General features: G+C 66.9%; 4 protein-coding genes. 1 reads left to right on the forward strand and 3 read right to left on the reverse strand.

The genetic code is table 11. The features are described from left to right. Positions 1-121: 121 nt before the first annotated feature. The 3 genes from prsR to H926_RS0117730 are packed head-to-tail and all read right to left on the reverse strand — an operon-like array spanning position 122 to position 5,049. Complete coding sequence (prsR, locus tag H926_RS0117720) at positions 122-1,498, reverse strand: PEP-CTERM-box response regulator transcription factor (protein WP_028658192.1); 1,377 nt, start codon at positions 1,496-1,498, stop codon at positions 122-124. Continuing rightward, complete coding sequence (gene prsK, locus H926_RS28520; protein ID WP_022677499.1) at positions 1,498-3,648, reverse strand: XrtA/PEP-CTERM system histidine kinase PrsK; 2,151 nt, start codon at positions 3,646-3,648, stop codon at positions 1,498-1,500. The genes prsR and prsK overlap by 1 nt, the downstream gene beginning before the upstream one ends. Positions 3,649-3,663: 15 nt before the next feature. Beyond that, positions 3,664-5,049: a TIGR03013 family XrtA/PEP-CTERM system glycosyltransferase gene (locus H926_RS0117730; RefSeq protein ID WP_022677500.1), complete on the reverse strand. Its 1,386-nt coding sequence runs from the start codon at positions 5,047-5,049 to the stop codon at positions 3,664-3,666. Positions 5,050-5,238: 189 nt separating this feature from the next. Between H926_RS0117730 and H926_RS28525 the strand changes: the two genes are divergently transcribed. Further along, a partial coding sequence (locus H926_RS28525; RefSeq protein ID WP_043610301.1) for a patatin-like protein occupies positions 5,239-6,632 on the forward strand: 1,394 nt, incomplete at its 3' end.

The following is a 6,632-nucleotide window of genomic DNA, read 5'->3' on the forward strand; positions in this document are numbered from 1 at the left end:
CAGCGCTGCCCGCGCCTTGGCCCGCACCGCATCGAGCGGGGGGCCATCGGCCGCCGCCTGCCCCACCGGCGCCAGGGCCAGGAGCGTTGCCGCGAGCGACACGAGCCAGGCACGCCTGCGGTTACCCATGCATGTCATATTGCTTGAGCAAGTCGTAAAGCGTCGGCCGACTGATACCGAGCAGACGCGCCGTGCTGGAAATGTTGCCCTCGCTACGCGCCAGTGCATGGCGGATCGCCTTGCGATCGGCCGCCTCGCGCACCGCCTTGAGGTTGAGCGGATTGTCTGCCCCCGCGTCGGCCAGCGGCAGATCGAGGTCAGCGGCCGCCACCAGCTTGCCATCGGCCATGATCACCGCGCGCTTCACCCGGTTTTCCAACTCTCGTACGTTGCCCGGCCAGCCCCATCCGTCGATCGCGGCCAGGGCATCAGGGGCGAAACCCTTGACCGAGGGGTTCATCTGCGCGGCAAAGCGGGTGAGGAACGCCTTGGCGAGCAAAGTGGCATCGCCCGGCCGTTGCGCCAAGCTGGGGATCTTCACGACGATTTCAGCGAGGCGATACCACAGGTCTTCGCGAAAGCGCCCCTCGGCGATCATCGCCTCGAGGTTCTGGTGCGTGGCGCAGACGATCCGCGTGTCGACCGCGATCGAGCGGCGCCCGCCGATCCGCTCGATCGTGCGTTCCTGCAGGAAGCGCAGCAGCTTGACCTGCAACTGCAGCGGAATATCGCCCACTTCATCGAGGAACAGCGTGCCGCCATTGGCCTGTTCGATCTTGCCCTCGGTGGTCTTGACCGCACCGGTGAACGCGCCCTTTTCGTGGCCGAACAGCTCGCTTTCCAGAAGGTTTTCCGGGATCGCCGCGCAGTTGATCGCCACGAAAGCGCCGCTCGCCCGGCTCGATGCCTCGTGCAGGCCACGCGCCAGCAGTTCCTTGCCCGTGCCGCTGGCGCCAAGCAGCATGACCGAGACATTGGTATTGGCCACCCGCTCGATCGTACGGGCAACCTTGACCATTTCCGGCGCGGCCGTGATCATGTTGCCCAGCACGCGGTGATCGGCCGGCGCCCGCGTGGCCAGGCTGAGGTTTTCCGCCTCGATCCGGTGAAGATGCAGGGCACGGCGCACGATCAGGCCCAGCGCGTCGATATCCACTGGCTTGGGATAGAAATCATAGGCCCCTTGCGCCACGGCACGCAGCGCGGATTCGCGCGCGCCGTGGCCCGAGGCCACGATAACCTTGGTGTCAGGCTTGATTGCCATGATCTCGTCCAGCACGGCAAAGCCCTCGCTCACCCCGTCGGGATCGGGCGGCAGGCCCAGATCGAGCGTGACCACTGCCGGCTCTTCGGCGCGCAACAGCGTGAGCGCGCTGGCGCGATCGCCGGCGATGAACACCTCGAAATCCTCGTAGGCCCACTTGAGCTGCGCCTGGAGGCCCGGATCATCTTCGACGATGAGCAGCTTGGGCAGCTGCTTGGCGCGGGTGTCGGTCATCATGCAACGTCCTGCTGGGAATAGGGTGGGGACAGGGCAGCGGCGGCAGCAAGCGGCAGGCGCACGGAAAAGCGGCTGCCCAGCCCCTCCCGGCTTTCCACGTCGAGCCGGCCGCGCATGGCGTGCACCAGTTCGCGCGCTTCGAACGCACCGATGCCAAAGCCGCCGGCCTTGGTGGAAACGAATGGCTTGAACAGGTTGTTGCGCACGAACTCGGCGCTCATCCCGGTGCCGGTGTCGATGACGTCGATGCAACCGTGCAGCGCCTCGCTGCGCAGTTCGACGCGCACGCTTTGCCCGGCAGGGCTGGCATCAATGGCGTTCTGCACCAGGTGGGCCAGCACCTGCTCCAGCGTTTCGCGGTTGGCCATGATCGTGCAGGGGCCATGCACCGTCACCACCACTTGCGCCCCGCTGGCGCCATGCGGCCAGCGACCGGCCAGCGCCTGGGCCACCGCCACGGCATCAACCGCGGCGAGTTGCTCCACATTGCCGGCGCCATAGCGCGACAGGCGGGCGATCAGGGCGTTGAGCTTGTCGGCCGAGTTGCTCAGCGTGACGAGCATGTCCTTGCGGAACTCGGGATTGTCGGCGTGGCGCTGCGCGTTGCGCGCCAGCAGGCCAAGCTGGCTCGCCAGGTTCTTGATATCGTGCATCACGAAGGCGATGCGGCGGTTGAATTCATCAAAGCGGCTGGCTTCGAGCAGCGCGAGCTGGCCGTTGTTTTCGGCGATGTAGCTGGCCAGCTGATGGCCCACCACGCGCAGCAGATCGAAATCCTCCCAATCGAGCTGGCGCGCCACGGCCGGGCGGCCGAGCACGACAAGGCCGACCAGTCGATCGAAATGGAGCAGCGGCACCAGGGCCCAGACGGCCTCTTCCTCGATCATCCAGACGGGCGTGGCCTGTGCCTCGCCACGGTGATCGATGCCGCCGCGCACTTCATCGAGATCGACGATGAAGCCGTGGGTTTCGAAGAAGGCAGCGCCCGCTGCATCGAGCCCCTGGGCCGGCACATCGAGCGTGGGCCATTGCCAGCGTGCCGCCAGGACCAGTTCGCCGCTATCGGCCGGCACCAGCAAAGCGCCGCGCGCGCTGTCGGTGATATCGGCCACGGCCTGGATCACGCGGGTATGCAACGGCACGGTATCGCCCGCGCCACTGGTCATCCCGCCCGGCCCCCGTGCCCCACCCCGGCCGATCGTGGCGTTGAAGCGCAGCCATTCGGCGCGATAGTCATAGCGGTGCTGGAAGAAATGCTTGGACAGCATGACGTTGAGCCAGCCGCGCAGGCGCCCAGAGGGCATCAGCGCCAGGACCAGCACCGACGAGGCGAACACGAAGCCAAGCTGGGTCAGCATCGTGGCACTGCCACCTGCCCAGGCGATGGACTGCGCCACGCCGACCATCACCAGCATGTAGCCGCCGATCACCAGCAGCGAGAGCGACTGGAACGCCACCGTGCGCGACGGCGAAAAGCGCCCGGTGGTCTGCTCGCGCACGGCGCCAGCGGCGAGCAGGGCCACGCCCAGCAACGCGGCGAGCGCGCGCAGGCTGACGAGTTCGGCCGGCGTGCCGCGCACCAGATAGGCGATGGTGTAGAAATTGAGATCGTAGCCCCAGATCACCGCCAGGGCAGCGCAGGTCCAGCGTACCGCGCTGCGCTGCGCGGTCATCGCCCCGGCATAGAGATTGTGGACCAGCACCAGCGCCCCGGTGATCACCAGCAGGCGCAGCATCACCGCAATCTGGAAAATCATCGCCCGTGCCACCGGGAACGCGGCAAAGCGCCAATCGAGCACGAGAAGCACGACCTGGAGCAGTTCGACCACGGCCAGCACGATCAGCACCGGCCGCACCGGCGCTACGGATTCATGCCGTCCATCCCGGGCGAAGAGGGCATAGACCACCAGCAGCCAGGCCAGGTTGCGCGCCATATCGGCCAAGAGCGCCACGGGCGCGTGCGGCCCCAATGCGGCCTGCAACAGAGCCCAGACCGCACCAACCAGCACCGCCGCGATTCCGGCGCGGCTGACCGGGCGGCCGCGCCGTTGCCGGTCGATCTGCCACACGCCCAGCACCAGCCCGGCAAATGCCGCCAGCACAAAGGCCCATTGGCCCAATCCTGTCCATCCCACAGGGGCCTGCATCGCGGCAGCGCCTGCTTAGCGCGCGCCTTCGTGCCACAGCACGACGCGCAGGGTTTGCAGCAGGATCAAGAGATCGAGAAACGGGGTGTAGTTCTTGGCGTAATAGAGATCGTATTCCAGCTTGTGCCGCGAATCCTCGATCGAGGCGCCGTAGGGATAGTTGATCTGCGCCCAGCCAGTGATGCCCGGCTTCACCATGTGGCGTTCTGCGTAATAGGGCAGATGCTCTTCCAGGTCTGACACGAATTCGGGCCGTTCGGGGCGCGGACCGACAAAGCTCATCTGCCCTTTGAGCACGGTCCAGGTCTGCGGCAGTTCATCGATACGCAGCTTGCGGATCAGGCGGCCGATGCGCGTCACGCGCGGATCGTTCTTGGCGGCCCACTGCGCGCCGCCGGCCTCGGCATCAGTGCGCATGGAGCGCAGCTTGATGAGGTTGAACGTCTCGCCATAGAGGCCGACGCGGGTTTGCCGGAAGAACGCCGGCCCCTTGCTGTCGAGCTTTACCAGGATGGCAAAGACCACGATGATCGGGGCGGTCAGCGCCAGCAGCAGCACGCTGGCGCAGATATCGAACGCGCGCTTGATCGCACCCGACAGCATGCGGCCCGAGGAAAACCCATCGGAAAAGATCAGCCAGCTGGGATTGACCGTATCGAGATCGACGCGGCCGGTCTCGCGCTCGACAAAGGTGGAGAAGTCATTCACATGCACGCCGGTGGTCTTGATCCGCAGCAAGTCCTTCAGCGGCAGCGCATTGCGCCGCTCTTCCAGCGCGAGCACCACCTCGCTCACGCCGAGGTTTTCGACAAACCGCGTCAGATTGGGCAGCGCGTCGCGGCTGATCGCTTCCTCGATCAGCGGGTGCTGCGTGCTCATCGCGACATAGCCGACGATGACGAAGCCGGCCTCGGGCCGCTCGCCCAGCTTGCGCAGGCGATCGGCGCGCTTGCCCGCACCCAGCACCAGCACGCGGCGACGAAACGCCGCCGTGCCGAGGAACCCGCCCAGCACCAGCCGCACGCCAACCAGCAGGACCATGGAAAAGACCATGGCGTAGAACAGGTTGGACCGCCACAGCGTGTGGCCGGGGATCAGGAAATAGACGACCGAGAGCGCAATGATGCCAAGGCTGACCGCCACCATCAGCCGCGCCGTGGCGTAGCGCATCGAACGCAGCGCGTCAGAGCCATAGACGCCGACCGAGACCATCGCGGTCTGCACCAGCACGGCAAAGGTAAGCAGTGGCCACAGGCGATCGCTGGCATAGCCCACATCGATGCCGATCTGGTGCGCACGCACCACCCAGCCCAGTTCACCCGCCAGCACCAGCAGCCAGAAATCGATGATTCCCAGCAGGAAGACCGCGTTGGGAATATAGTGTTTGAACAAGCGGATCATCAGGCCAAGGGTATCCAGCTGCGCCCTGCCGGGGCGGATCGGTAACTGCGCGTATCGTTCTGTGGCGGGGATAGGCCCGCACGGGTAAATTGTCGGTGAATCTGACAAGTCGCGGTTAATAGCGTCGGACCGGCTTACAGCCTCTCGCCCCTACTGGTCGAGCGCTTCAATCCCTGCCATGGTCTGGCCATGCGGCAGAAAGAACTGCGCCTGGCCCTTGTTTCCACCGGCGGCATCAGCCTGGCGGTGTATATGCATGGGGTTACCAAGGAACTGTGGCACCTGTCGCGGGCCAGTTGCGCGGTCAACGCCAAGGCCGGGTCTGCCACAGCCCCTGTGCCAGAGCCGGGGATCGAAGCAGTGTGGATCGCCCTGCTGGAAACCATCCACGCCCAGCGCGGGCTGCGCCTGCGCGTGCTGGTCGATATCCTCTCGGGCGCCAGCGCCGGTGGCATCAACGCCGTATTCCTGGGCCAAGCGCTTGCCACCGGGCAAAGCCTGGAGCCGCTGACCCGGCTGTGGCTGGCCCGCGCCGATAGCGACGTCCTGCTCGATCCCGATGCGCGGCCATGGGGGCGCTTTGCCAAGTTCTGGGCGCAGCCGCTGGTCTGGGCCGTGCTGCGCTGGCCCGCGCTTCGCGCGCCGGGCGGCGAACTGGCGCAGCAGGTGGATCAGGAAACGCGCCACAGCAAGGCCTGGGGCGAAGTGCGCCGCAAGATTTCGCGCCTGATCCGCGCACGCTGGTTTGCCCCGCCGTTCAGCGGCATCGGCTTTTCCCGCCTGCTGGCCGAGGCGCTCGATGCGATGGCGCGCAGCGGCAATGCCGCACCGCTGCTGCCACCGGGCCACCCGATCGATCTGATGGTGACGGCCACCGATTTTGCCGGCCATCCCGCGCCGCTGCGGCTCAACAGCCCGCCCTTGGTAGAGGAAAACGAACACCGCCTGGGCATCGGCTTTCGCGCCGAGGCCCGCGCCCATACCGGCGAAGGCCTGGCCCCGCTGCCCGAACTGGTGCTGGCCGCGCGCGCCACAGCGAGCTTTCCCGGTGCGTTTCCGCCGCTGACCATTGCCGAGATTGACCGCCTGGTGGCCGAACGCGGCGAAACCTGGCGGGGCCGCTCGGCCTTTCTGCAGCGGATCATGCCCAATCGCTGGCGGCGTGGCACGGTGGACCAGGCCGCGCTGGTCGACGGCGCCGTGCTGGTCAACCGCCCGTTCGCGCCGGCCATGGCCGCGCTGGGCAGCCGCCCATCCCGGCGCGAGGTGGACCGGCGTTTCGTCTATCTCGATCCCGCGCCACACGCGCCCGGCGATGCCGCGCCCGCAGCCGCGCCCGTGGGGTTTATCGCGGCGATCTTTGGCGCGCTGTCCACCATCCCGCGAGAGCAGCCGATTCGCGACAACCTGGAGGCGCTGGAGCGGCAATCGCGCGAACGCCTGCGCCTGCGCGCGATCGTCGATTCGCTGCAGGGCGAGATCGAGGAAACCGTGGCCAAGCTGTTTGGCCACACGCTGTTTTTCGATTGGCCCAACCCCAAGCGCCTGATCACCTGGCGGGCACGGGCGCAGCAGGCCGCCGC

Source organism: Novosphingobium sp. B-7, from assembly GCF_000410615.1.
Taxonomy (GTDB): domain Bacteria; phylum Pseudomonadota; class Alphaproteobacteria; order Sphingomonadales; family Sphingomonadaceae; genus Novosphingobium; species Novosphingobium capsulatum.

What these genes read in the sequence shown, in the direction of transcription:
- prsR (WP_028658192.1), bottom strand. Translation starts at nt 1,498, where the DNA reads ATGACCGACACCCGCGCCAAGCAGCTGCCCAAGCTGCTCATCGTCGAA.
- prsK (WP_022677499.1), bottom strand. Translation starts at nt 3,648, where the DNA reads ATGCAGGCCCCTGTGGGATGGACAGGATTGGGCCAATGGGCCTTTGTG.
- H926_RS0117730 (WP_022677500.1), bottom strand. Translation starts at nt 5,049, where the DNA reads ATGATCCGCTTGTTCAAACACTATATTCCCAACGCGGTCTTCCTGCTG.